This window comes from Curtobacterium sp. Leaf154 (assembly GCF_001424595.1).
Classification (GTDB): Bacteria; Actinomycetota; Actinomycetes; order Actinomycetales; family Microbacteriaceae; genus Curtobacterium; species Curtobacterium poinsettiae.
Genome location: NZ_LMOS01000004.1, coordinates 291,728 through 316,496, shown reverse-complemented (window position 1 = coordinate 316,496; position 24,769 = coordinate 291,728). Strand labels below are relative to the sequence as shown.

At 69.8% G+C, this 24,769-nt stretch carries 21 protein-coding genes; 11 read left to right on the top strand and 10 right to left on the bottom strand.

Annotation, left to right across the window (positions count from 1 at the left end; genetic code table 11):
• Positions 1-133 precede the first annotated feature (133 nt).
• The 4 genes from ASF75_RS07960 to ASF75_RS07945 all read left to right on the top strand — a co-directional run bounded on the left by ASF75_RS07960 (position 134) and on the right by ASF75_RS07945 (position 5,460).
• Positions 134-2,143 carry a glycoside hydrolase family 127 protein gene (locus tag ASF75_RS07960; protein ID WP_056070346.1) on the top strand — a complete coding sequence of 670 codons (2,010 nt, stop codon included), beginning with the start codon at positions 134-136 and terminating at the stop codon, positions 2,141-2,143.
• Positions 2,140-3,456: an ABC transporter substrate-binding protein gene (locus ASF75_RS07955; RefSeq protein WP_231564115.1), complete on the top strand. Its 1,317-nt coding sequence runs from the start codon at positions 2,140-2,142 to the stop codon at positions 3,454-3,456. The genes ASF75_RS07960 and ASF75_RS07955 overlap by 4 nt, the downstream gene beginning before the upstream one ends.
• Before the next feature lie 77 nt (positions 3,457-3,533).
• Positions 3,534-4,502 carry a carbohydrate ABC transporter permease gene (locus ASF75_RS07950; RefSeq protein WP_017888392.1) on the top strand — a complete coding sequence of 323 codons (969 nt, stop codon included), beginning with the start codon at positions 3,534-3,536 and terminating at the stop codon, positions 4,500-4,502.
• A gap of 4 nt (positions 4,503-4,506) precedes the next feature.
• Positions 4,507-5,460 carry a carbohydrate ABC transporter permease gene (locus tag ASF75_RS07945; protein ID WP_052481898.1) on the top strand — a complete coding sequence of 318 codons (954 nt, stop codon included), beginning with the start codon at positions 4,507-4,509 and terminating at the stop codon, positions 5,458-5,460.
• A 196-nt stretch (positions 5,461-5,656) separates the two neighbouring features.
• Here the strand turns inward: ASF75_RS07945 and ASF75_RS07940 are convergent, their stop codons facing one another.
• Positions 5,657-6,706 (bottom strand): substrate-binding domain-containing protein, encoded by a 1,050-nt coding sequence (locus tag ASF75_RS07940; protein WP_056070343.1) that lies wholly within the window; start codon positions 6,704-6,706, stop codon positions 5,657-5,659.
• A 180-nt stretch (positions 6,707-6,886) separates the two neighbouring features.
• Here ASF75_RS07940 and chvE point away from each other — a divergent pair, with 180 nt between their 5' ends.
• From chvE to mmsB, 3 genes are all read left to right on the top strand, one after another.
• Entirely contained in the window at positions 6,887-8,014 is a 1,128-nt protein-coding gene (gene chvE / locus ASF75_RS07935) for a multiple monosaccharide ABC transporter substrate-binding protein (RefSeq protein WP_017888389.1), read from the top strand.
• 106 nt (positions 8,015-8,120) lie between these two features.
• Positions 8,121-9,674, top strand: a complete 1,554-nt coding sequence (mmsA, locus tag ASF75_RS07930) for a multiple monosaccharide ABC transporter ATP-binding protein (RefSeq protein ID WP_042540350.1) — start codon at positions 8,121-8,123, stop codon at positions 9,672-9,674.
• Positions 9,661-10,842, top strand: coding sequence for a multiple monosaccharide ABC transporter permease (gene mmsB / locus ASF75_RS07925; protein WP_017888387.1), 1,182 nt, complete (start codon positions 9,661-9,663; stop codon positions 10,840-10,842). The genes mmsA and mmsB overlap by 14 nt, the downstream gene beginning before the upstream one ends.
• A gap of 81 nt (positions 10,843-10,923) precedes the next feature.
• Here mmsB and ASF75_RS07920 read toward each other — a convergent pair whose 3' ends face one another.
• The gene (locus ASF75_RS07920) at positions 10,924-12,264 is read right to left on the bottom strand and encodes an alpha-amylase family glycosyl hydrolase (protein ID WP_082509551.1); all 1,341 of its coding nucleotides are present in this window, start codon (positions 12,262-12,264) and stop codon (positions 10,924-10,926) included.
• A gap of 81 nt (positions 12,265-12,345) precedes the next feature.
• On the opposite strand from ASF75_RS07920, the gene ASF75_RS07915 reads away from it, so the two are divergent.
• Complete coding sequence (locus tag ASF75_RS07915; RefSeq protein WP_017888385.1) at positions 12,346-12,744, top strand: DUF3253 domain-containing protein; 399 nt, start codon at positions 12,346-12,348, stop codon at positions 12,742-12,744.
• Positions 12,745-12,766: 22 nt separating this feature from the next.
• Here ASF75_RS07915 and ASF75_RS07910 read toward each other — a convergent pair whose 3' ends face one another.
• Both ASF75_RS07910 and ASF75_RS07905 read right to left on the bottom strand, forming a co-directional pair.
• The gene (locus ASF75_RS07910; protein ID WP_235517584.1) at positions 12,767-13,123 is read right to left on the bottom strand and encodes a hypothetical protein; all 357 of its coding nucleotides are present in this window, start codon (positions 13,121-13,123) and stop codon (positions 12,767-12,769) included.
• A gap of 41 nt (positions 13,124-13,164) precedes the next feature.
• Entirely contained in the window at positions 13,165-13,758 is a 594-nt protein-coding gene (locus tag ASF75_RS07905) for a nucleotidyltransferase domain-containing protein (RefSeq protein WP_052481899.1), read from the bottom strand.
• A gap of 122 nt (positions 13,759-13,880) precedes the next feature.
• Between ASF75_RS07905 and ASF75_RS07900 the strand changes: the two genes are divergently transcribed.
• Positions 13,881-14,981: an SDR family oxidoreductase gene (locus tag ASF75_RS07900; RefSeq protein ID WP_042540354.1), complete on the top strand. Its 1,101-nt coding sequence runs from the start codon at positions 13,881-13,883 to the stop codon at positions 14,979-14,981.
• Positions 14,982-14,996: 15 nt separating this feature from the next.
• Here ASF75_RS07900 and ASF75_RS07895 read toward each other — a convergent pair whose 3' ends face one another.
• Positions 14,997-16,070 carry a spore photoproduct lyase family protein gene (locus ASF75_RS07895; protein ID WP_056070337.1) on the bottom strand — a complete coding sequence of 358 codons (1,074 nt, stop codon included), beginning with the start codon at positions 16,068-16,070 and terminating at the stop codon, positions 14,997-14,999.
• A 44-nt stretch (positions 16,071-16,114) separates the two neighbouring features.
• On the opposite strand from ASF75_RS07895, the gene ASF75_RS07890 reads away from it, so the two are divergent.
• Entirely contained in the window at positions 16,115-16,420 is a 306-nt protein-coding gene (locus ASF75_RS07890) for a hypothetical protein (protein WP_056070334.1), read from the top strand.
• A 115-nt stretch (positions 16,421-16,535) separates the two neighbouring features.
• Here the strand turns inward: ASF75_RS07890 and ASF75_RS07885 are convergent, their stop codons facing one another.
• The 4 genes from ASF75_RS07885 to ASF75_RS07870 all read right to left on the bottom strand — a co-directional run bounded on the left by ASF75_RS07885 (position 16,536) and on the right by ASF75_RS07870 (position 21,797).
• Positions 16,536-18,365, bottom strand: coding sequence for a glycoside hydrolase family 35 protein (locus ASF75_RS07885; protein WP_056070331.1), 1,830 nt, complete (start codon positions 18,363-18,365; stop codon positions 16,536-16,538).
• An 87-nt stretch (positions 18,366-18,452) separates the two neighbouring features.
• Positions 18,453-19,787: an ABC transporter substrate-binding protein gene (locus tag ASF75_RS07880; protein ID WP_017888380.1), complete on the bottom strand. Its 1,335-nt coding sequence runs from the start codon at positions 19,785-19,787 to the stop codon at positions 18,453-18,455.
• Between the two features lie 97 nt (positions 19,788-19,884).
• The gene (locus ASF75_RS07875; RefSeq protein WP_017888379.1) at positions 19,885-20,856 is read right to left on the bottom strand and encodes a carbohydrate ABC transporter permease; all 972 of its coding nucleotides are present in this window, start codon (positions 20,854-20,856) and stop codon (positions 19,885-19,887) included.
• Complete coding sequence (locus ASF75_RS07870) at positions 20,853-21,797, bottom strand: carbohydrate ABC transporter permease (protein ID WP_017888378.1); 945 nt, start codon at positions 21,795-21,797, stop codon at positions 20,853-20,855. The genes ASF75_RS07875 and ASF75_RS07870 overlap by 4 nt, the downstream gene beginning before the upstream one ends.
• 196 nt (positions 21,798-21,993) lie before the next feature.
• On the opposite strand from ASF75_RS07870, the gene ASF75_RS07865 reads away from it, so the two are divergent.
• Positions 21,994-23,019: a LacI family DNA-binding transcriptional regulator gene (locus tag ASF75_RS07865; protein ID WP_031260382.1), complete on the top strand. Its 1,026-nt coding sequence runs from the start codon at positions 21,994-21,996 to the stop codon at positions 23,017-23,019.
• A 198-nt stretch (positions 23,020-23,217) separates the two neighbouring features.
• On the opposite strand, the gene ASF75_RS07860 is transcribed toward ASF75_RS07865, so the two are convergent.
• Positions 23,218-24,723, bottom strand: a complete 1,506-nt coding sequence (locus tag ASF75_RS07860; RefSeq protein WP_056070329.1) for an alpha-N-arabinofuranosidase — start codon at positions 24,721-24,723, stop codon at positions 23,218-23,220.
• Between the last annotated feature and the right edge of the window lie 46 nt (positions 24,724-24,769).

Sequence of the window (24,769 nt, the reverse complement as noted above, 5' to 3'; positions counted from 1 at the left end):
GCCGATGACCTTACACAAAAGCACCGGAATGCTCTTGCGCGACGTGCGCCCCGTGTCGTAGCGTCCACCGCAGAAACCGTTTTCCGGATCGATGACGACCCGGACGGCCCGAGTCACATCGCAAGGAGGCGACATGACCACCACGCTCGCGACCGATCGCGGCGCGCACACCGCGACCCCGGTCCTCCCGACCGCCGACGCGCACCTCACGCTCCGGCCGCTGCCGACCGGCGACGCCCGGATCACGGGCGGCTTCTGGGCGCTCCGACAGGAGCGCAACGGCCGTGACGCCGTGCGGAGCGGCTACCAGCAGCTCGAGACGGCCGGCAACTTCCGGAACCTGCGCATCGCCGCGGGGCTCGAGGAGGGCGAGGCCGTCGGCCCGATCTTCATGGACTCCGACGTGACGAAGTGGCTCGAGGCCGTGGCGTGGGAGTACGGCCGCGCCCCCGCCGAGGACCTGCTCGACCTGCAGCGCGAGGTCACCGCGCTGTACGCCCGAGCCCAGGCCGAGGACGGCTACCTGGACTCCGTGCAGCAGGTCCGCGGCAAGGGCGAGCGGTACACGGACCTCAAGTGGAGCCACGAGATGTACTGCGCCGGGCACCTGTACCAGGCGGCCGTGGCCCAGCACCGTGCGACGGGCGACACCGGGCTCCTCGACGTCGCGATCAAGAACGCCGACCACCTGGTCCGCACGTTCGGCGACGGCACCGCCCCGGACGGCACGCCGAAGACCCGCGACGTCGACGGCCACCCCGTCGTCGAGATGGGCCTGGTCGAGCTGTACCGCGAGACCGGCGACCGCGCCTACCTCGACCTGGCGCACTGGTTCGTCGATGCCCGGGGCCACGGCATCATCGAGCGCGCCGGCGGCGAACCGACGTACTTCTCCGACCGGGTGCCGAGCCGCGAAGCCACGACGGTGGAGGGCCACGCGGTCCGCGCCGTGTACCTGGCCGCGGGTGCCGTGGACGTCGCGATCGAGACCGGGGACACCGAGCTCCTCACCGCGAGCGAGACGCAGTTCGCGGACATGATGGCGACGAAGGCGTTCATCACCGGCGGCCTCGGGGCTCGCTGGGACTGGGAGGCGTTCGGCGACCCGTACGAGCTGCCGACCGATCGCGGCTACGCCGAGACCTGCGCGGCGATCGGCGGGGTGCAGTGGGCCTGGCGCCTGCTGCTCGCGACCGGCAAGCCCGTGTACGCGGACGCGATCGAGCGCCTGCTCTACAACGCGTTCCTCGCCGGGGTGAGCCTGGCCGGCACCGAGTACTTCTACGTGAACCCGCTGCAGCAGCGCGACCACGCCCACCAGGACGAGAACCGCTCCCCCGCCCACGGGCGTCGCGGCTGGTTCGACTGCGCCTGCTGCCCGCCGAACATCATGCGGACCTTCGCGAGCCTCGACGGCTACCTGGCGACCGCGACGGACGGCGGGTTGCAGATCCACCAGTACGCCACCGCGGACCTCGGTCCGGTGCGCGTCGACACCGACTCCCCGCACGACGGCCGCGTCCGTGTCACGGTCACCGAGGACGGCCCGCTCGCCCTGGGCCTGCGGATCCCGGCCTGGTCGGACACCACGACCGTCACGGGTCCGGACGGGTCCGCGAACCCCACGGCGGGCACGCTGCACGTCGTCGACCGCGAGTGGTCGGCGGGCGACACCGTCGAGCTCGTCTTCGACACGACACCGCACCGGTACGTCGCCGACGCCCGCATCGACGCCGCCCGCGGGCAGGTCGCGATCGAGCGCGGCCCGCTCGTGTACGCGGTCGAGCAGGCGGACCAGCGGGGCTTCACGGTCGACGACCTGACGGTCGACGCCGACGCGCCGATCACCGAGGAACACCGCGACGACCTGCTCGACGGCGTCGTCACGCTGCGGATCCCGGGGCACGCCCCGGCCGAGCACGTGCAGCCGGCCTGGCCGTACCAGCGTCTGGACGGGCCGGGAGGCGCGACCACGGCCCGCGACGCGACCAACGTCGACGACGTGGCCGGTCTGCAGGGCGCCACCACGGGCCTCCAGGCCGGTCGCGACGTCCACGACGTCACCGCGACCGCGGTCCCGTACTACGCGTGGGCGAACCGGGGAGCCGCGCCGATGCGCGTCTGGCTCCCGCTGGCGCGGTGACCGGCGTGGACCGCCGTGCGTTCCTCGTCGGCGGCGTCGCCGGCGGGGCAGCCCTCGCCCTGGCCGGGTGCTCCGGCACCCTGCCGAAGGTCGTCGCGAAGCCCGCGAGCTTCGGGAAGGACGCGACCGGCACGGTGCAGGTGTGGTGCCGGTCGGCGACCCAGGCCGGCCTGACGTCGGCCGTCGCCGGGTTCAACAAGGCGAACCCGGAGCTGCAGGTCCAGCTGACCCCGGTGCCGGACGCGCAGTACGTGACCAAGCTGGCGACCGCGATCCGCGGCGGTGAGCCGCCGGACGTCGTGGACATCGACGACATCAACTCGCAGCTGTTCATCTTCCGCGAGGCGTTCGCCGACCTGACCGACGTCGTCAAGAGCCTGGACTACTTCGATGCGATCTCGCCGGGGCACCTGCGCCTGCTCGAGTACCGCGACCGGTACTACGGGCTGCCGTACCTGGCGGACAACTCGCAGCTGTTCGTCAACACCGAGCTGTTCGAGCGTGCCGGGCTCGACGTCGAGGAGTCGACGAGGGACCTGTCGACGCTGCTCGACGCGGCGAAGGCCATCCGGAAGCTCGACGACGACGTGTACGGCTGGTCGATCTCCGGCAACGCCGCCGGCATCATCGGCTTCGTCACGCAGCCGCACGTCTGGGCGACCGGCGTCGACATGATGACCGGCGAGGTCGGCTCCCAGCGGCCGAACATCACCGGCAACGAGGCCCTCGAACGCATGCTCGAGTTCTACCGGCAGCTGTGGAAGGACGGCGTGCTGTCGAAGGCGACGTACTCCGACGCCGGCACCACGTGGGGTGCCGACTTCCGGGCCGGCAAGGTGGGGATCTTCCCGACCTCGTACGGGGCGACCGTGCCCGCGGCCACCAAGGCGATGCGGGCGAAGATGCAGACGGTGCTCATCCCGTCGTGGGACGGCCAGCGGTCGTTCTTCGACGGCGGCGACAACATGTGCATCCCGAACGGGGCGGCGAACCCGTCCGGTGGGTGGGCGTTCATGCAGTACGCGAACGCGCTCCAACAGCAGCAGGCACTGCCGGACGGCGGGTACTTCCCGACGCGGTCCGACGCCGCCACCCCGGAGTACCGCAAGCGGTTCCCGCTGGCGTACGGCCCGCTCGACGCCATCGAGAAGGGCTACGCGCCGCAGACGCTGGCGTACAACCTGCTCAACAACCAGCCGTCGTCGCCGTACTTCGCGATGTTCCGCGAGGCCGTGTTCGGGTCGGGGAGCGCTGCCGCCATGCGGACGGCGCAGTCCGACTACCAGCGGATCCTCGACCAGGTGCAGGCCTGAGCCTGCCTGCTCGCTCGTCTCGCTCGTCTCGGGCTCTGGCTCGTCTCGCTCTTGTTGATGCACAGAGAGGTGCACGCATGTCGACCATCTCCACCCGGCGTCCCGCCGGCCGGACCGGCCCGGGCCGTCCCACCGTGGGCCGCGGCCCGGGGCGCGGCGGCTCCGCCCGGACCCGCAACTCGCTCACCCACCCGCCGCGCACCGGCGCCGTCCTCGTCGCCCCGGCGATCCTGTTCGTCGCCGTCTTCGTGCTCGTCCCGCTCGTGTTCGCGCTCTACATCTCGTTCACGAACTGGCCCCTGATCGGCCCGTACCGGTTCATCGGGCTGCAGAACTACCTGACGCTGTTCCAGGACCCGACGTTCGTGCACGCGATCGGCTACACGCTGCTGTACACGGCGATCGTGACCCTGCCGATCCTGGCGCTCGGGTACTTCCTCGCCGTGCTCGTCCGGGCCCGCCGCCGGGGCAGCACGATCCTGCGGACGGTGTTCTTCCTGCCGTACGTGGTCGGGCTGACGACGCTCTCGTTCATGCTCGTGCTCGAGGCGCAACCGAACTCCGGGGCCGTCAACATGGTGCTCAGGTGGCTCGGGATCACCGACGGCAGCACCGCGTGGCTCGTGAACGGCCCGCTGGCGACGGTGCTCATCTGCGTGCTCGTGGTCTGGGCGGTGTCGGGCTTGACGATGGTGCTGCTCATGTCGGCGATGCAGGGCGTCCCCGACGAGGTCTACGAGTCCGCGCAGCTCGAAGGGGCGTCCTGGTGGCAGACCGAACGCCTCATCACGTTCCCGATGATCCGCTCGACCGTCGCGCTGAGCGTCATCATCTCGGTGATCGGGTCGCTGCTGGCCTTCAACCAGTTCTACATCCTGACCCAGGGCGGGCCGGGCACCGAGACCACCACCATCGTGAACGCGATCTACAACCGCGGGTTCGTGAACCTGCAGCTCGGGGCCGCGACCGCCCAGTCGATCGCCCTCGTCGTGGTGATCGCCGCCGTGACGGTGTTCCAGTTCTGGGCACTGCGAGAGAAGGACTGACGCCATGAGCACCACGACCTCCCGTGCGGCCCTCGCGGCGCCGGACCTGTCCACCAGGACCCTGACCACCACGGGCGACGGCCGACGTCGTCGCCACCAGCAGGGCAGCGTCCAGCACCCGCGCGACACCACCGTGAAGCGCACCCTCTACGCGATCGCCGGCATCGGATCGGCCCTCGTGTTCGGCGTCCCGCTCATCTGGTCGATCCTGCGGGCGTTCCAGTCCGAGGCCGTCATCACGCAGGCCCCGGACCCGGCGACGTTCTTCCAGCTCGGGTGGCAGAACTTCGCCGCCGTGTTCGCCTCGTCGTCGCACCTGCTCACCGGCGTCGTGAACTCGCTCATCGTGTCGATCGCCACGGCGGTGCTGACCGCGGTCATCGCGACGATGGCCGGCTACGGCTTCGCCCGCTTCCGGTTCCGGGGATCCGGCGTCGTGTTCGGCCTGGTGCTGCTGACGATGATGGTGCCGTTCCAGGCCATCCTCACGCCGCTGTACCTCGAGATGAACGCGATGGGGCTGACGAACTCGCTGCTCGGGCTCGTGCTGTTCTACACGACGGTGAACCTGCCGTTCGGGGTGTTCGTGATGCGGAACGCGTTCGAGTCGATCCCCACCGAGCTCGAGGACTCGGCCTTCGTCGACGGGGCCTCGCGCTTCCGGGTCGTCGTGTCGGTGCTCCGCCCGCTCCTGCTGCCCGGGGCGGCGACCGCGGCACTGTACGCGTTCCTGGCGTCGTGGACGGAGTTCCTCGGAGCGCTGACGTTCCTGACGAAGGACTCGCTGTACACGCTGCCGGTCGCGCTGCTCAACCTGCAGACCGGGGCGTACGGGCAGGTGTCGTACGGCAACCTCGTCGCCGGGTCGGTGGTGGCGATGATCCCGTGCATCGCGCTGTACGTCGGGTTGCAACGGTTCTACGTCGCCGGGCTCTCGTCCGGGGCGTTGAAGGGCTGACGGTCGGGTCAGCTCGGGGTCGTGCGCGGCCTCGCACCGTGCGCGGCCCTTCGGTCCGTGCGGGGTCGTGCGCGGCCTCGCACCGTGCGCGGCCCCTCAACCGGTGCGGGGTTGATCGCTCGGTGCGGGACTGTAGCGCCGCACCGAGCGATCAACCTCGCACCGGCCGCACACCGCCGCACGGTGCGAGGGGGCGCTACGTGCTGCGCCGCACCACCAGCTCGGGCGCGAGCAGCGTCTCGTCGCGGGGCTCCCCCTCGACCAGGGCCCGCACGGTGTCGAGCACCCGCTCCCCCATCGCCCGGAAGTCCTGTCGCACGGTGGTCAGCGGCGGCGTGAAGTGCGCGGCCTCGGGGACGTCGTCGAAGCCCACGACGGCGATGTCGTCGGGCACCCGCAGCCCCTCGTCGGCGAAGGCGTGCAGCACCCCGAGCGCCATCTGGTCGTTGCCCGCGAAGACCGCGTCGACCGTCCCCACGTCGATGTGCCGGGCAGCTGCGAAGCCGCTCGCCGGGGTCCAGTCGCCCTCGAGCACGACGGGTTCGAGCCCGGCGTCCTGCATGATCCGCACGTAGGTGGCACGGCGGACCTCGGACTCCTGCGACACGTGCGGTCCGGCGATGTGCACGATCCGGCGGTGTCCGCGGCCGAACAGGTGCTGCATCACGAGCGAGGTGCCGGCGGCCTGGTCGATCGCGACCGCGGCGACGCTCGGCGCGACCGGGTTCCGGACGGCGTCGCGCTGCACCGCGTTCGACACCACGACGGGCACCGTGACCGGCACGGTGAGCGAGGCGAGGGCGTCGAGCACCCGGTTGTCGGCGGCGACGAGCACGATCGCGGCGACGTCCTGCGCGAGCAGCGTGGTGAGCGCGCCGGACAGGTCGGACGGCGTCGGTTCCTCGGGCAGGGTGGACAGCAGCACGTGGTACCCGGCGGACCGCGCGGCCCGTTCGAAGCCGATCGAGGTGCTCGACGGTCCGTACAGCGCGTCGCCGGCGGTGATGATGCCGAGCGCCTTGCTCCGCCCGCCGGCGAGTGCCCGGGCGGCGGCGCGGGGCCGGTACCCGAGCGCGGTGACGGCGTCGGTGACCTGCGTCCGGTACTGCTCGCGGACGGTCGGGTCACCGTTGATGACACGCGAGACGGTCTGGTGGGACACGCCCGCGCGTTCGGCGACGTCGAAGATCGTCGGGGCCTTCCGGCGCTTGCCGCCCGTGCCCTCGGGGGCGGTCCTGGTGCTCACGTGGCCAACCGTACCGCTCGGTCCGGCCACCGCGGCAAGATCACGAAACGGCGACGCTGAGTTGACACCCCGTCACGGAACCCACAAGATGTGAGCGCTCACACGAGCGCATCCCGCGGGGCACAGCAGCCCCGGCACCCGACCGCGTCGAGGACGACGCGAAGGAACAGAGGTACTTCGATGATGAAGCGCAGGATCATCGCGGGCGTCGCAGCCGTCGGCATCGCGATCTCGCTGGCCGCTTGCTCGGCCGGCGGCCGTGCATCCACCGATGGTGGCGGCAGCGGCGACAACAAGGGCGCCCTCGTCGGCGTCGCCATGCCCACCAAGGTCTCCGAGCGGTGGATCAAGGACGGCAACGCCGTCAAGAGCGACCTCGAGAAGGCCGGCTACAAGGTCGACCTCGAGTACGGCGACAACAAGGTCCAGCAGCAGGCCCAGCAGGTCAGCAACATGATCACCAAGGGCGCGAAGGTCCTGATCATCGCGTCGATCGACGGTGGCGCGCTCTCCGACCAGCTCGACGCCGCTGCCAAGGCCGGCATCAAGGTGATCTCGTACGACCGCCTGCTCACGGGCAACAAGAACGTCGACTACTACGTGTCCTTCGACAACGAGAAGGTCGGCGTCGACCAGGCGAACAGCCTGCTCACCGGCCTGGGTGTGCTCGACGCGGACGGCAAGAAGACCGGCGAGAAGGGCCCCTTCAACATCGAGGTCTTCGCCGGCTCGCTCGACGACAACAACGCCGGGTTCTTCTTCAACGGCGCCATGAAGACGCTCAAGCCGTACCTCGAGGACGGCACGCTGAAGATCCAGTCCGGCCAGGACAAGCTGTCCCAGGCCGCGACGCAGCAGTGGGACCCGGCCACGGCCAAGGCCCGCATGCAGAACCTGGTCGCCAAGTCCTACTCGGGCGGCACCACGCTCGACGGCGTGCTCTCCCCGTACGACGGCATCTCGATCGGCATCATCTCGGCACTGCAGGGTGCCGGGTACGGCACGAGCGACCGTCCGCTCCCGACCGTCACGGGCCAGGACGCCGAGGCCGCCTCGGTCAAGTCGATCATCGCCGGGCAGCAGTACTCGACCATCTACAAGGACACGCGCAAGCTCGCCAAGCAGTCGGTCACCATGGCCGAGGACCTGCTCACCGGCAAGAAGCCCGAGGTCAACGACACCAAGAGCTACGACAACAAGGTCAAGGTCGTCCCGACCTTCCTGTTCCAGCCGACGGTCGTCACGAAGGACAACTACAAGGAAGTCCTCGTCGACTCGGGGTACTACACCGAAGCCGACCTGAAGTAGTCAGGGCCCATCTCTCGGACCGGAGGCGCGGTGCCAGCTGCGCACCGCGCCTCCAGTCCGTCTCCACCAGCGCGCGCACGCGCGCGCACGACGGAAAGGCGTCCACATGGCGGACACCATCCTCGAGATGCGGGACATCACCAAGACGTTCCCCGGCGTCAAGGCCCTGCAGGGGGTCACGATCGAGGTCGAGCGCGGCCAGGTCCACGCGATCTGCGGCGAGAACGGCGCAGGCAAGTCGACCCTGATGAAGGTGCTGTCGGGGGTCTACCCGGCCGGCTCCTTCGACGGCGAGATCCTGCTCGACGGCGAACCCGTGCGGTTCGCCAACATCAACGACTCCGAGGCCGCCGGCGTCGTCATCATCCACCAGGAGCTGGCCCTCAGCCCCTTCCTGTCGATCGCTGAGAACATCTTCCTCGGCAACGAGCAGTCCAAGGGCGGCTTCATCGACTGGAACAAGACGAACCTGACGGCAGCCGAGCTGCTGGGGCGCGTCGGGCTGAAGGACAACCCCGTCACCAAGGTCGTCGACCTCGGTGTCGGCAAGCAGCAGCTCGTCGAGATCGCGAAGGCGCTCTCGAAGGAGGTGAAGCTCCTCATCCTCGACGAGCCCACCGCCGCGCTGAACGACGACGACTCCGCGCACCTGCTCGAGCTCATCCGTTCGCTGCAGGCCGAGGGCATGACGGCGATCATCATCAGCCACAAGCTCAACGAGATCAAGGCGATCGCGGACAAGGTCACGATCATCCGTGACGGCAAGACCATCGAGACGCTCGACATGCGCGCCGACGACGTGTCCGAGGACCGCATCATCCGCGGGATGGTCGGCCGCGACCTGTCGAACCGGTACCCCGAGCGCGAGCACCCCGTCATCGGCGAGGAACTGCTGCGCATCGAGGACTGGACCGTCCACCACCAGCTCGACTCGTCGCGCGAGATCATCCACCGGGCGAACCTGAACGTCCGGGCCGGCGAGGTCGTCGGCATCGCCGGGCTGATGGGTGCCGGCCGCACCGAACTCGCGATGAGCGTCTTCGGCCAGTCGTACGGCACCGGCATCAGCGGCACCGTCTACAAGCGCGGAACGCCGATCAAGACGCACACCGTCTCGCAGGCGATCGACAACGGCATCGCCTACGTCACCGAGGACCGCAAGCGCTACGGCCTGAACCTGATCGACGACATCAAGCGGAACATCTCCGGGTCGGCGCTCGGGAAGCTCGCGAACTGGGGGTTCGTGAACTCCTCGGAGGAGACCACGGTCGCGAGCCAGTTCCTCAAGAGCCTCAACATCAAGGCGCCGAACGTCGACGTCGTGACGGGGAAGCTCTCCGGCGGGAACCAGCAGAAGGTCGTCCTGTCGAAGTGGATGTACGCCGACCCCGACGTGCTCATCCTCGACGAGCCCACCCGCGGCATCGACGTCGGCGCGAAGTACGAGATCTACACGATCATCAACCAGCTCGCCGACCAGGGGAAGGCGGTCATCGTGATCTCCTCCGAGCTCCCCGAACTGCTCGGCATCTGCGACCGCATCTACACGCTCTCCGAGGGCACCATCACGGCCGACGTCCCGCGCTCCGAGGCGACGCCCGAGGTCCTCATGCAGTACATGACCCAGGAACGGGAGACCCCTGTCAATGAACGCGCTTAAGTCCGCCGTCGGCTACCTCACCGGGCAGCTCCGACAGATCGGCCTGTTCATCGCGCTGATCGTCATCGTCATCTTCTTCCAGGTGACCACGAACGGCATCACGCTGGCCCCGATCAACGTGTCGAACCTGATCGTCCAGAACAGCTACATCCTCATCCTGGCCATCGGCATGGTGATGGTCATCATCGCCGGGCACATCGACCTGTCGGTCGGTTCGGTGGTCGCCTTCACCGGTGCCATGGCCGGCGTGATGATCACGCAGTGGAACATCCCGTGGCCCATCGCGGTCGTGCTCTGCCTGGTCGTCGGTGCCCTCGTCGGTGCCTGGCAGGGCTTCTGGATCGCCTACTTCGGGATCCCGGCGTTCATCGTGACGCTGGCGGGCATGCTCGCCTTCCGCGGCGCGGCCCAGATCGTGCTGCAGAACCAGCAGATCTCGCCGTTCCCGACCGGCTTCCGCTCGCTCGGCTCCGGCTTCCTGCCGTCCTTCGGCACCACCGGGTACGAGCCGCTCACGATGATCCTCGGCTTCGCCGCCGCGGCCGTCATGGTGATCGCAGCGTTCCGCGGTCGCATCACGCGTCGCAAGTACCAGCTCGAGAGCGAGCCGTTCGCCTGGTTCATCGTGAAGACGGCCTTCGGCGCCGTGCTCGTGATCTACGTGGCGCTCCTGCTCGCCAGCTACAACGGCACCCCGATCGTGCTCGTCGTGCTCGGTGCGCTCGTGGTGATCTACTCGGTCGTCATGCGGAGTGCCGTGTTCGGCCGCCACATCTACGCGATCGGTGGCAACGCGCTGGCCGCGCAGCTGTCGGGTGTGAAGACGAAGCGGGTCACGTTCCTGCTCTTCGTCAACATGGGTGTCATCTCGGCCCTGGCGGGCGTGGTCTTCACCGGCCAGCTCAACCTGGCGGCTCCGGGCGCCGGCAACGGCTTCGAGCTCGACGCCATCGCCGCCGTGTTCATCGGTGGCGCTGCGGTCACCGGCGGCATCGGCACCGTGCCGGGCGCCATCGTCGGTGGTCTCATCATCGGCCTGCTGAACAACGGCATGTCGATCCTCGGTGTCGGCACCGAGTTCCAGTCCCTGATCAAGGGCCTGGTGCTGCTCGCCGCCGTCGCGTTCGACGTGTTCAACAAGCGCCGGGCGGCGTCCGCCCGCAAGTAGGGAGCGCGCGTTCGCGTTCGCTCGCGTTCGCTTGGTGCGCAGAAACGGTCGGGTCCTCGATGGGGACCCGACCGTTTCTGCTCACGAACGCGACAGGACGGCCCACCCCCCGGCCGGGAGGCGCAGGGTCCCGTCCCCGACATCGGCCCCGCCCGCCTCGACCTGCGTCGCGTCGGCCACGGGCACCTCGACGGGATCGTCCGCCAGGTTCAGGGCGGTCACCACGGCAGCGTCCGCCGTCGCGGTCCGCAGCACCACGGCGGTGTTGGTCAGGTGCACGACGTCGGTGTGTGCCCGGTGCAGCCACGGGTTCCGGCGGCGCAGGGCGATGAGCGCCTCGTACGCGTGCGTCAGGTCCGTCGGCGCGGGCACCTCGGCCGGGAACACCGGGCGGACAGCATCGTCGCCGCCCTCGCGTTCCTCCTTCACACCGGTCCAGCCGTACTCGTCACCGGCGTAGACCACCGGCGTCCCCGCGACCGTGAACAGCACCGCGGCGGCGTGCCCGGCGAACCGCTCCCCCACCGCGCTCGCGATCCGGGTCACGTCGTGGTTGCCGACGAACGTGGTCGGGGCGAAGGTGACGAGCAGGGCGTCGTGCCGCTCGATCGCGTGCGCGAGCTCGTGGCCGTTGCCGTCCGCGATGCCGTGCCAGATCCCCTGCCACAGCTCGTACTGGGTGAGCGAGTCCATCGTCGAGTCGCGTGCGATCGCCGCCGCGTCGCCGTGGATGACCTCACCGCTGAACCAGGCGTCCGGGAACCGCTCCCGCACCCGTGGCAGCACCCGTGCCCAGAACGCCGGCGGCACCGCGTACGCCGCGTCGAGCCGCCAGCCGTCGATCCCCCGCTCCAACCAGTGCGTCATGACCTGCACCACGAGGTCCTCGGTGGCGCGGCTGTCGTGGTCGAGCGCGACGAGGATGTCGTGCCCCTCGAACAGCCCGACGGGCACGGGCCGTCCCGGCTGCCAGCCGGACCAGTCGATGGCGAACAGGTCGGCGGTCGGTGCCTCGGGGCCCTGTTCCGACAACGCGGTGAAGGCCGGGTGCTCACGGCCGACGTGGTTGAACACCCCGTCCAGCAGGACCCGCACGCCACGCTCGTGCGCCGCGGTGACCAGACGGTCGAAGTCGGCGTCGTCGCCCAGGCGCGGGTCGATCCGGAAGTGGTCGACCGTGTCGTACCCGTGGGTCGAGCTCGCGAACACCGGGCCGAGCAACAGGCCGTTCAGACCGAGGTCGACGACGTGGTCGAGCCACCCGGTCAGGCGGTCGAGGCGGTGTTCGAGCGGACGCTCCCCCACCGGCGTGGTCGGACGGACCTCGGCGCCGACGAAGCCGAGCGGGTAGACGTGCCACCACATCACGTGCTGGGCCCAGGCGGGCTCGGACGGACGGGTGGGGGCGGTGTCGGGGTTCACCGCTCCGATGCTGCCAGGTGCACCTGGGCCGGGTGCGTGGTCGCTGTGTACCCCCGCGGACGGCAGGACGAGGATGGGGTGATGGGACGGGCGATCAGGACGGAAGCCGATGCTTCGGCGTCGGAGTCGGCGCACGCCGAGCGGACCTGCGCCTCGTGCGGTCGGCGGATGCCGTCCTCGGCGGCACCGGAGGCGAAGTGGTGCTCGGGCGCCTGTCGCCGGCACGGTCTCGACGACACCGACCGGGCCCTCGAGCAGCGCATCGACGAACTGCTCGCAGCCCGGGCACGGACCTCGAGCATCTGCCCGTCCGAGGTCGCACGCTCGCTGGACCCGGACGACTGGCGACCGCTGATGGAGCCGGCACGGCGAGCCGCCCGGCGCATGGTCGCGCGCGGCGAGGTCGAGATCACCCAGGGCGGGTCCGTCGTCGACCCGTCGACCGCCAAGGGACCGATCCGCATCCGCCGTCCGCGGTGATCCGGGTCGCGGCGCGCCTGTTTCAGGTGCGCTCGTGAACCGTGCGGATGAGCCGTTCGAGCGCGGTCACCAGCGCCCGTGTCTTCTCCTGGGTCACGCGCGACGTCGAGTACTGGAAGTTCGTCTTCTCATCGGTCAGACGCTTGAAGTGCAGGCCGGGTCGCGTGTCCGGTGCGCAGGCCTGGTCGAGCAGCCGACGAGCGGCAGCGTGGTCGTCACCGAGGTGGTGGTAGCCGAGGATCGCACCGCAAAGAGCGTCCGACGCCGCGATCCCGCCGAGCACAGCGTTCGCACCGGCGGCCTTCCAGTCCGCGTGACTCGTCGACTCGACGTAGAGGAGCGCGACCTCGAGGTAGGACTGCGCTTCGTCTCGGCGCATCGCGACTGCGGCCCTGTCGACGGCGCGCACGCGGGCGCCCATCAGATGTACGTCCTGATCTCCTCGCCGAAGACTGTTCGGGCTTCTTCTCGCCACGACCCGACGAGCGGGTCTCCCTCGGCCACGAACCGACGGAGATCAGCGCGGGTCACGTCGAACACCTGGCACTCGTTGCCGGTCCACCGCCGGACGAGGTCACCGAGGCGGACGACGACGTCGGTGTCGACGGTCTGCTCGAAGACGACGAGGAGGTCCAGGTCGGACGCCGGCGTCGCGGTGCCCCGGGCGACTGACCCGAAGATCGAGACCGAGAGGACCCCGGCCTCCGCCGACTCGACGTAGGCGCCGATCCGACGTTCGAGTTCGTCGCCTGCTTCGAGGCCGAGTTCCACCGCTGGCCAGAGCAGGTGTTCCCGGTTGACCCGGTAGGCGGAGTGCTGGAGACCACGCTCGACCTGCACGAGCCCTGCTGCCTCGAGCTTGTCGAGCGCGCGTTTGATGCCGGTGTGCTGCGCAGCGCCCGCGACCCGCGCCACCTGGCGTCCGGTCATGCCGGAATCGGTCCGGGCGAGGACGCGGAGCGCGTCAGCCTGCGTGGCCCCCAGCAGTGTGGCGAGTGGTTTCACGAGTTGCATGTCGATGCCTCCGCAAGAAGTGTACCGATCAGCGGTACACATGGGGCGTTTTTGTGCACACTCAGCGCGCGACGGTACGTGAGGAGGGAACACGTGTCGTCCAACGTCGGTTGCATCGAAGGATGACTGCAACCGGATCGACCGAACAGACCTCTGCCCGCCGCGAAGCCCTGGTCGTCGGAGCCAGTGGCATCACCGGTTCCGCCCTGGTGCGCCACCTGCTCGACCTCGGCTGGGACGTGACGGCGCTCTCCCGCCGACCGCTCGCTGAACAGGGCGTCCGGACCGTCGCGGCCGACCTGCGCGACCCCGAGAGCCTGGCGGCCGCACTCGCCGACGAGCACCCGACCCACGTCTTCTTCACCGCCTGGCAGCGGCAGGACACCGAGGCGGAGAACATCCGCGTGAACGGCGGCATGGTCCGCGACCTGCTCGCGGCGCTGTCGCACGCTCCGCTCGAGCACGTCGCCCTGGTCACCGGCCTGAAGCACTACCTCGGCCCGTTCGAGGCGTACGCCGCCGGCGAGATGCCCGACACCCCCTTCCACGAGGAGGAACCGCGCCTCGACACCCCGAACTTCTACTACGCGCAAGAGGACGAGCTCTTCGCAGCCGCCGAACGCCAGGGGTTCACCTGGTCCGTGCACCGCTCGCACACCGTGATCGGGCACGCGGTCGGCAACGCCATGAACATGGGCCTCACACTCGCCGTGCAGGCCACGCTGGCGAAGGAACTCGACCTGGACTTCGTGTTCCCGGGCAGCGAGGCACAGTGGAACGGCCTGACGGACATGACCGACGCCGGCATCCTCGCGGAGCACATGGTGTGGGCCTCGACGTCACCCGAGGGTGCCGACGAGTCGTTCAACATCGTCAACGGTGACGTCTTCCGGTGGCGCTGGATGTGGCCGCGCCTGGCCGCGCACCTCGGTGTCGACCCCGCGCGCGTCGTGGGCTACGAGGACGCTCCGCGACCGCTCGAGGAGCAGATGGCGCCGTACGAGTCCGAGTGGGCCGGCATCGCCGAGCGCCACGGTCTCGCCGAGGCCGACATCACCCGGCTCGCCTCGTGGTGGCACACCGACGCCGACCTCGGTCGTGCGATGGAGGTCGTCACCGACATGGGGAAGAGCCGCGACGCCGGGTTCACGGCGTTCCGGCGGACCGAGCAGGCCTTCGCGGACCTGTTCGCCCGGTACCGGGCCGACCGCCTCATCCCCTGATCGGTCGGGGGCCGGTCAGAAGGCGTACCGGATCCGGCACGACGGCAGGTGCTCGGCCACGAGTTCGCGGAAGCGCTCGACGAGCTGCCCCTTCATGCCGGACCGGTAGCGCACGTTCACGGCACCGTTCTGGGACACCTTCTGCTCCTGCAGGTCCGGACGCCACAGCAGCTCCTCGGCCTGGGGGTGCCACCCGAGGTTGACCTCGTGCAGGGGCTGGTTGTGGGTCAGGAAGATCACCTCGGCCGCGAGCTGCGCCTTGGCGGCCGGGGACAGCACGTCGTCGACCTGCCGGAGCAGCTCGGCCCAGTCCGACTCCCACGTCGGCGTGAGGATGACCGGCGAGAAGTTCAGGTGGACCTCGTAGCCGGCGTCGACGAAGTCGTTCACCGCGGCGATGCGCTCGGCGATCGGGCTCGTGCGGATGTCGGTGACCTTCGCGGTCTCGTGCGGCATCAGTGAGAAGCGGATCCGGGTCCGGCCCATCGGGTCCCAGTCGAGCAGGTCGCGGTTGACGTACTTCGTGGCGAACGAGGCCTTGGCCGTCGGCGTCATCCGGAACAGGTCACAGAGGTCGCGGACGTTGTCGCTGATCATCGCGTCGACCGAGCAGTCGCTGTTCTCGCCGATGTCGTAGACCCAGGACTCCGGGTCGCACTGGTTCGGTTCGGTCTTCGGCCCCTGCTTGGCGATGTTCCGCGCCACGTGCTTGGTGATCTGGTCGATGTTTGCGAACACGGTGACCGGGTTGCTGTAGCCCTTGCGCCGCGGCACGTAGCAGTAGGCGCACGCCATCGCGCAGCCGTTCGCGGTGGACGGTGCGATGAAGTCGGCGGAGCGACCATTCGGCCGGGTCACCAACGACTTCTTCACGCCGAGCACGAGCGCCTCGGTCTTGATCCGCACCCAGCGCTGGACGTTCCGTTCGTCGCCGTGCACCTCGGGGATGTTCCAGTGCGACTCGACCGGGACGATCTCGGCGTCCGGCCAGCGCCCGACGATCTCCTGCCCGCGCTGGAGTTCGAGGGCGGCCGGCTCGGCGTAGATGCGTCGGACGTCGAGCATCGGGCGGACGCGTTCGTGGCTCATCGGCTCCTGTCTACCCGGCACCACCGACGGAGCAGACTCGGACCATGACCGCCGAACCCGACGACCACTTCTTCGTCGTGGACGGCCGACGCTGGCGCCGCACCGACCCCGCCCTGCCCGAGGAACTCGCCGCCGCACTCCGCTCCCACCTGGGGCGCGGGCGCAACGCCGTGAAGACCGCGAAGCGCGCAGGCGACGACGAGGCCCTGGCGGCGGCGCGGCACCGGAACGGCCTGGCCAAGCACGGCCTGGGCGAGCGCGGCCCCGAGTGGTGGAGTCGCCCCGAGGCCGACCGGATCGCCGACGCCGAGCGGGCCCTGGCAGACCTGGACGCCCTCGACAGCGACTGATCCTTCCCATGACGCCCGCGCTGGAAAGCGGAATCGGGCGTACCTGGTCGGAACTTCCGACCGGGTACGCCCGATTCGACCAGGTACGCCCGATCTGACCAGGGCGGCCGCGCGGCTACGCCTCGGTGTGGCCCAGGTCGGGCTCGACGAGCAGGCACGCGGTGCGGGACGCGGCGGCGTGCAGCTCGAGCACGACGAGCTCGTTGCGACCGTGGCGGAGCACCGGGCCCGGGATCGCCAGGGTCCGCTGCGGGCCTCGCGACCAGTACCGACCGAGGCAGAACCCGTTGACCCAGGCGACTCCCTTGCGGAACCCGTCGAGCGACAGGTACCGGTCGTCGACGGTGTCGAGGTCGAACGACCCCGCGGCGAACGTCGGCCCCGCGAGCACGTCCCCGCCGGAGGCAGCGACCTCGGCCAGTGCGGTGACGGCTGCCGGCGCGATCGGGTCGAGTGCGAGCGGGGACGCCGTCCAGCGGGCCACCGGGACGCCGTCGATCGAGACGCCCCCGATCAAGCCCTTCGGCTCACCGATGCGGACGCCGTAGTCGACCCGGCCCTGGTCCTCGACGAGGAGTTCGAGCGGGCCGGTCACCGGCGGCAGGGTGATGGCCCGGTCGTGGTGCTCGCGCTCCAGGACCCCGACGACGACACCGTCGGCCGACACGATCGCACGGTCACGCACCTCGGTGCCGACGGTCAGCACCCCTCCGGCGGGCAGGTCGGCCTCGGCGCGGTAGACGACGAAGCCGCTCGCGGCTCCGAGGGCGTCGAAGGTCGGCGGCTCGTCGTGCGCGGACCACGTCGTGAGCGTGGGCAGCAGGGAACGGAGCGAGGCGACGCGGTCCAGCCGGACGGCGAGGTCCGTGGCGGGGGCGATCCGGGCCTCCAGGCCGTCGCCGGACGCGGCCACGGGACCGAGGCGACCCGACCCACCCGGCTCCATCGCTGCGGGCAGCGGCGGCACGGGCGCGTAGCGCGCGATCACCGAGCGGAACGCGTGGAACTTCGACGTCGGTCGGCCGGCCTCGTCGAGCGGGGCGTCGTAGTCGTACGACGTCGCGATCGGACGGTAGACGCCCTTGTCGTTCGCGCCGTTCGTGAAGCCGAAGTTCGTGCCGCCGTGGAACATGTAGATGTTCACCGAGCCGCCGGCGGCGAGCAGGACGTCCAGGTCCTCGGCACTGGCGGACGCCGGCGTGGTGTGGTGGTGCTCGCCCCAGCTGTCGAACCAGCCGTCCCAGAACTCCGAGCACATCAGGGGGCCGGTGGGCTGGGCCTGCCGCAGGCGCTCGAGCCGGGCGGCGGAGCGGGAGCCGAACGAACCGGTCTTGTGCAGTGAGGGCAGCGAGCCGTCCTCGAGCATGGTGCCCATCGGCTGGTCGACGCTCGTGAAGGGGACGGTCAGCCCGATGTCGCGGTGCATCTGCTCCAGCGCGCGCAGGTACTCGGGGTCGGAGCCGTAGGCGCCGTACTCGTTCTCGACCTGCACCAGGACGATGGGCCCGCCCTGGTCGATCTGCCGCGGGACCAGCACGGGGGCCAGGTGCTGCAGGTACGTCTCGACCGCTGCGAGGAACCCGGGCTCGTTTCGGCGGACCCCCACGGAGCCGTCGGCGAAGAGCCAGTACGGCAGCCCGCCGTTGGTCCACTCGGCGCAGATGTAGGGGCCGGGGCGGACGATGGCGTGCATGCCCTCGGCCGCGACGAGGTCGAGGAAGCGGCCGAGGTCCAGGCCTCCGGACAGGTCGAACTCCCCCGGCGACGGCGCGTGCGCGTTCCACGCCACGTAGGTCTCGATGGTGTTGAGGCCCATCAGCTTGGCCTTGCGGATCCGGTCGGCCCACAGGTCGGGGTGCACGCGGAAGTAGTGGATCGCGCCGGACAGGACCCGGTGCGGCTCGCCGTCGAGCAGGAAGTCGGTGTCGCCGATGGCGAAGCGCATGGTGTGACCTTCTCATGGCCGGCCGGAGCCGGGCGTGGAGCGGGGCCGTGCGGACGTGTCCGCACGGCCCCGCGGGGATACCGGGAACTACTTGGTCGAGACCGTGAAGCCCTGGTCCTTGCCGTACTTGGCGAGGGCCTTCTGCCAGGCCTGCAGTCCGGCGTCGAGCGAGGTGCCGTTCTCGTACGCCTGGCCGACGGTGTCGGCGTAGACGCTGTTCGCGTACACCTGGTACGGCAGGTACGTGAAGTCGTTGTCCGAGGACTTCGACGCGTCGACGAGCACCTTGTTGATCTGCTGGCCGCCGAAGTAGGACGGCTTCTCGTCGAGGAAGGCCGACGAGTCCAGGTCAGCGGTGGTCGACGGGAAGCCGCCGGACTCCATGAAGACCTTCGTGGACTCCTTCGAGGAGTTCAGCCACTTGAGGAAGCCCGCGGCGAGTGCCGGGTTCTTCGACTGCTTCATGACGACCTCGGCGCTGCCGCCGTTGTTCGCGGTCTGGGCGGTGCCACCGTCGTAGGTCGGCATCGGGGCGACACGCCAGTCACCCGAGGCCTGGGCGACGCCGGACTCCAGGTTGCCGGGCATCCAGGCGCCGGTGATCAGCGTGGCGATCTCGCCGTTGCCGAGCTGCTTGTACCAGTCGTCGGTCCAACCGACCGTCTTCGACAGCAGGCCCTGCTCGACGAGCTCGTTCCAGGTGCTCGTCCACTTCTTCGAGCCCGCGTCCTGCAGGTTGATGGTCACCTTGTCACCGTCGGTGGTGAAGGGGGTGCCGCCGGCCTGGGCGATCATGCTCGTGGTGAAGCCGGCGTCGCCGGAGTCCGCGGCGATGTACGCCTTCGGGTCGGCCTGGTGCAGCTTCTTGGCCGCGGTGACGTACTCGTCCCACGTCTTCGGCACGGCGATGTCGTGCTTGTCGAAGACCTTCTTGTTGTAGAACAGCGCCATGGGGCCGGAGTCCTGCGGCAGGCCGTAGACCTTGCCGTCGATCGACACCGAGCTCCAGGTGCTCTTCGCGAAGTCCTTCTCGAGCGAGTCGAAGCCGTAGCTCGACAGGTCGAGGAGCGACTCGGACAGGGCGAACTGCGGCAGGGCGTAGTACTCGACCTGGGCGACGTCGGGGGCACCCGAGCCGGCCTTGATCGTGTTCTGCAGCTTGGTGTACTGGTCGGCGCCGGTGCCGGCGTTGACGAGCTTGACCTTCACCTTCGGGTACTGCTTCTCGAACGCGGCGACCTGGGCCTTCGCCGACGGGGTCCACGACCAGTAGGTCAGGGTGCCACCGTCCTTCAGGGCCTTGTCGATGTCGTCGGCCGAACCGCCGGAGCCGGAGCTGCCGGAGGCGCACGCGGCGAGGGCGATCGCGGCGGTGACGCCGATGGCGAGGGCGCTGAGCCCGCGCCGGAGACGCTTGTTCATGGGAGTGCCTTTCACTTCTTCGTGGAGGGGGTGGTGCTGCTGTGTGCCGGACCGGGCGGCGCGTGGCGGGGTCGCCGTGCGCCTGGTGTCCGAGGGGTCAGGCCTTGACCGACCCGGCTGCGAGGCCGGACTGCCAGAAGCGCTGGAGGAAGAGGAACGCGACCACGATCGGGATGATCGTGAGGAGCGATCCCGTGACGACGAGGTTGTAGATCGGCTGCGCGCCGGACCCGGTGGCCTGCGCGTTCCACTGGTTCAGGCCGACCGTCAGTGGGTACCACTTCGGGTCGCTCAGCATGATGAGCGGCAGGAAGTAGTTGTTCCAGGTCGCGACGACGGCGAACAGCAGGACCGTGACGACACCGGGAGCGAGCAGGCGGAGCGCGATGGTGAAGAAGATCCGGAACTCGCCGGCACCGTCCATGCGGGCGGCCTCGAGCAATTCGGCGGGGATCGCGTCGACCGCGTAGGTCCAGATCAGGTACATGCCGAACGGGCTGATCAGTGAGGGCAGGATGATCGACCACGGGGTGTTCGTCAGGCCCACCTGCGAGAAGAGCAGGAAGGTCGGGACGGCCAGTGCCGTGCCGGGGACCGCGATGGCGCCGAGGACGACGGCGAAGACCGCACGGCGCCCCGGGAACTGGAACTTCGCCATGCCGTAGCCCGCCACCGTGGCGAGCAGGGTGGCCCCGCCGGCGCCGACGACCACGTAGAGCAGCGTGTTGCCGAACCACTGCAGGAAGATGCCGTCGTTGTACGTCACCGTGTCGACGATGTTCTGCCAGAGGTTGAAGTCCCCGCCGAACCACAGACCGAAGGTGGAGAGCAGCGACGACTGCGTCTTCGTACTGTTCACGAGCAGGTAGAACAGCGGCGCGAACGAGTACACGACGAAGACGACCATGACCGCGGTCAGCAGGCCGGAACGCTTCGGCTTGCGTCCGCCTTCCGCGGTGCGGAGCTGCCGGGAGGCGCGGATCGAGCGGGTGCGCGGCGCGCGTTGCGTCGTGGTCGCCTCGGTCACCGTGGCCGCTGCGGGCCCGGCGGGGTGCTGGATGGTGCTCATCGGTTCTCCTCGCGGGTGCCGCGGACCTGGACGACGTAGGCGATCACCGCGGTGATCACGCCCATCACGATCGCGACCGTGGCGGAGTAGTTGAACTGCTGGCCGCTGAAGGACAGCGAGTAGGCGTACATGTTCGGGGTGAAGGCGCTGCCGATGACGTTCGGGGCGAGCGTCTTGAGCAGGTTCGGCTCGTTGAAGAGCTGGAAGCTGCCGATGATCGAGAAGATCGTGGCGATGACCATCGGGCCGCGGAGCGCCGGGAGCTTGATCGAGAGGACCGTGCGCATCGGGCCGGCGCCGTCGAGCTCCGCCGCCTCGTACAGCTCACCGGGGACGGTGCGGAGTGCGGCGTAGAAGATCAGCATGTTGTAGCCGAGGAACTCCCACGTGACCACGTTGCCGATCGACGTCAGGACCCAGCTCGGGCTGAACGGCTGCAGCAGGTCGATGCCGAGCGCGTCGTTCGCGGCACCGGTCAGACCGAACTGGTTGCCGTAGATGAAGCCCCAGATCAGGGCTGCGACGACACCGGGGACCGCGTAGGGCAGGAACACCGCGATGCGGAAGAAGCTCGTCCCCCACAGTCGGGCGCTGTCGAGGGCCAGGGCGGCGACGAGCGCGAGGCCGAGCATGATCGGCACCTGGACGACCAGGAAGATCGCGACCCGACCGAGCCCGGACCAGAACTTGGCATCCTGGAAGAGCTGCACGTAGTTGGCGAACCAGACGAACTGGTTGCCGCCGATGAGCTGGTCGCGGAACAGGCTGAGCCAGAGCGCGTACCCGATCGGCACGATGAGCATCAGGACCAGGACGACGACGAACGGGCCGACGAACAGCCATCCGGTGAACCGTCCCCGCGGCTTGGGGCGGCGGCCGGCGGGGCGCTCGGCGGTGGGGCGGGGTGCTGCCTCACCGGGGCGCGCTGCGAGCGTGCTCATGTGACTCCTTCGTCTGCTGCGTTCGGGTGGTCGATGTCGGCGGCTCGGCCCGGGCCGGATCAGGGGGTCCGGGCGGTCACCGATGTTGACGTCAACATCGAACGTCGCGACGATAGCATGGCAACGTCAACATGCGCTAGCGTCCGGGGAGGCCGACCGTTCGGCCCCTCGATCCGGAAGGAGCGCCAGCGTGACGATGGAGTCCCCCGCCGGCACCCGCCGCGCCCCCTCGATGGCCGCCGTCGCCGACGCCGCGGGGGTCTCGATGCAGACCGTCTCGCGGGTCGCCCGCGGCTTCGACAACGTCAGCCCGGAGACCCGCGACCGCGTCCAGCGCGCGATGGAGTCCCTCGGCTACCGGCCGAACCGTGCCGCCCGCGCCCTGCGCTCGGGCCGCTTCCGCACCATCGGCGTGATCATGTTCACGCTCGCGTCCTTCGGCAACATGCGCACGCTCGAGGCGATCGCCGACGCCGCCGGGGTCGCCGACTTCACGATCACCCTGCTGCCCATGGCCTCGCGCACCGAGGCGGGCGTCCGGTCCGCCTTCTCACGCCTGCACGAACAGGCCGTCGACGGCGTCGTGATCATCATCGAGTCGCACATCATCGACACCGCCGAGGTCGTACTGCCCGACGGCGTCCCCATGGTGATCGTCGACTCCACGGGCAGCACGGACCACCCCGCGATCGACACCGACCAGGCAGACGGCGCCCGGCAGGCCACGCAGCACCTGCTCGACCTGGGCCACGAGACCGTCTGGCACGTCGCCGGTCCGGATTCGTCGTACTCGGCGGCCCGTCGCCTCGCCGCGTGGCAGGACACCCTGTCGCGCGCCGGTCGGCCCGTCCCCCCGGTGTTCCGCGGTGGGTGGACGACCGAGCACGGGTACGAGGCCGGGCTCGAGATCGCCGCACGGCCGGAGATCACCGCGGTGTTCGCCGCGAACGACCAGACTGCCCTCGGGGTCCTGCGCGCCGCACACGAGTCCGGACGCCCGGTGCCGTCGTCGCTCAGCGTGGTGGGGTTCGACGACTCCCCCGAGTCCGATTCGTTCTGGCCGCCGCTGACCACCGTGCACCAGTCCTTCGACGAGGTCGGCCGCCGAGCGGTCGCCACGCTGCTCGCCCAGATCGACGGCGAGCGGGTCAGCGTCGCGTCGGACCTGGTGCCGGTGCGGCTCGTCGAGCGCGCGAGCACGGCGGCACCGCCGGCGCGCTGACGCGGCGCGCTCGTGCCGAGACTCGGCCCCGCGGACAGGCTGCGCCATCCGCGTGCCGCGCCCTGTCCGCCCAGACGAGACTCGGCCGCGGCCCGCGGCGCGCCGCGCCCCCGCAACGAGCAGAGGACGTCGGGCGCGAGCGCCCGACGTCCTCTGTGCTCACTCGACGCCCGCCGTGGCGCGCGCCGAGGCGTCTTGTCAGCCGATCGAGACGGCGGTCCAGGAGACCGGCGGGAGCTCGATCGTGACGGTGTCGCCCTCGCGGCGGACCGACTCGTTCGTGCGCAGCCCCACGCGCGAGGTGTTCTCCAGGTCGTTCACGGCGTGCAGGTCGTCGTCCCAGACACCCTCGGCGTGGACGTCGCCCGACGCACCGATGCCTGCGAGGTCGATCGTCACCGTGGTCGGCTCGGACGGGTGGCGGTTCACCAGGAAGACCGCGGCCTTGCCGTCCTCGGTCACGGTGGCGGCGGAGTCCACGACCGGGACCTCGCCGTGCTTGCCACCGTCGACGGTGTCGCCGGAGGCCTTGACCTGCAGCGACGTCCCCTGTGCCAGGCGCGAGGTGACCGAGAACGGGAAGAACGTCGTCTGGCGCCAGGCCGGGCCGCCGGGCTCGGTCATGATCGGGCCGATCACGTTGACGAGCTGGGCGAGCGAGGCCGAGGCGACGCGGTCCGCGTGGCGGAGCAGCGAGATGAGCAGGCCACCCACGACGACGGCATCGGCGACGGTGTAGACGTCCTCGAGCAGACGCGGGGCGACGGGCCACTCGTCGAGCGTGAAGGTCTTGGCCTTGGCTTCCCACTTCTTGATCGACCAGACGTTCCACTCGTCGAACGAGATGTCGATGCGCTTGTCGGACTTCTTCTGCGCCTGGACGTGGTCGGCGGCCGTGGTGACCGTCTTGATGAAGTGGTCCATGTTGACGCCCGAGGCGAGGAACGACGGCAGGTCGTCGTCCTCCTCGTAGTAGGCGTGCGCGGAGATGTAGTCGACGTCGTCGTAGGTGTGCTCGAGGACGGTGCGCTCCCACTCGCCGAACGTCGGCATCGACGCCCCGGAGGAACCGCAGGCGACGAGCTCGAGGTCGGGCTGGATCTGTCGCATGGCCTTGGCGGTCATGGCGGCGAGCTTGCCGTAGTCGTCGGCGTTCTTGTGGCCGAGCTGCCACGGGCCGTCCATCTCGTTGCCGAGGCACCACATCGTGATGGCGAAGGGTTCCTGGCGACCGTTGGAACGACGGTAATCGGACAGTGCGGTGCCGGCGTCGATGTTGGCGTACTCGAGGAGCTCGATCGCCTCCTGCGTGCCGCGGGTACCGAGGTTCACGGCGAGCATGAGCTCGGAGCCGACCCGGTCGAGCCAGTGTTGGAACTCGTGCAGGCCGACCTCGTTCGTCTCGGTCGAGTGCCAGGCGAGGTCGAGGCGGCGGGGGCGCTGCTCGACGGGGCCGACACCGTCCTCCCACTTGTAGCCGGAGACGAAGTTGCCACCGGGGTAGCGGATGGCGGAGACGCCGAGTTCCTTGACGAGTTCGACGACGTCCCCCCGGAAGCCGTGCTCGTCGGCGGTCTCGTGGGCGGGCTCGTGGATGCCGTCGTAGACGTGGCGGCCGAGGTGCTCGACGAACCCGCCGAACAGGCGACGTCGCACCGGCCCCACGGTGAACGCGGCGTCGAGGACGAGGTGTGTGCGGGGCATGGATCTCCTTCGATCGTGGCAGTGCGGTTCGTGCGGGGAGCGGTGG